Raw genomic sequence first — 744 nt, 5'->3', positions numbered from 1 at the left:
CATCCGCAGCGCGACCAGCCGGATCGTCTCGTCGGTGTCCCCGCCGGTGCGGCTGACCAGCAGGTCCCGGGTGGCGGTGTCCGGGCCCTGCTGGTCGATGAGGGCGCGGGCGGCGGCCCGGAGCACCCCCGGGTCACGGTCTACCCGGACCCGGTCGATCAGCACCGCCCGGACCTTGGCGTCGGTGGTCAGCCGCTCGCCGAGGACCCGCACGCTGGTGCGCCTGGTCACCGGGTCGGTGTCGTCGCGGGCGCGTTCGATCAGCAGGTCCCGGACGTGCCGGGTGGCGGCGAACCGCTCGACCAGGACGTGCGCGGCGGTACGGGTCACCTCGGCGTCGGTGTCGGTACGCAGGCACTCGACGAGCACGTCCCGGAGTTCGTCGTCGCCGCCGTACCGGTCGCCGAGGGTCTGGATCGCGGTACGCCGTACGCTGGCGTGCTCGTCGGCGTGCGCGCGTTCCCGGAGCAGGTCGCGGACGTTCGGCTCGTCCCGGAACCGCTCGCCGAGCGCCTGCACCGCGGCGAGCCGCACCCCGGCGTACCCGTCGGCCCGGACCCGTTCGATGAGCAGGTCGCGCGCCTCGGGGTCGGTGCCGAACCGCTCCCCGAGAGCCTGCACGGCGGCCAGCCGAACCCCGGCGTGGTTGTCGGCCCGGGCGCGCTTGATCAGCCGGGTCCGGGCCCGCGCGGCGGCGGCCTGGTGGGCAGGGCTGTCCACGGCGGTGGTGGCGAGCAGGGCCAA

General features: G+C 75.8%; 1 protein-coding gene. It reads right to left on the bottom strand.

Features of this window, described 5'->3' with window-relative positions; genetic code table 11:
- The coding region (locus AAH979_RS43105; RefSeq protein ID WP_346263891.1) for a HEAT repeat domain-containing protein at positions 1 to 744 on the bottom strand (744 nt) is incomplete at both ends.

The sequence above is a fragment of the Plantactinospora sp. ZYX-F-223 genome, assembly GCF_039649625.1.
Classification (GTDB): domain Bacteria; phylum Actinomycetota; class Actinomycetes; order Mycobacteriales; family Micromonosporaceae; genus Plantactinospora.
The sequence above is the reverse complement of the archived record's forward strand: the minus strand, read 5'-3'. Positions and strand labels throughout refer to the sequence as shown.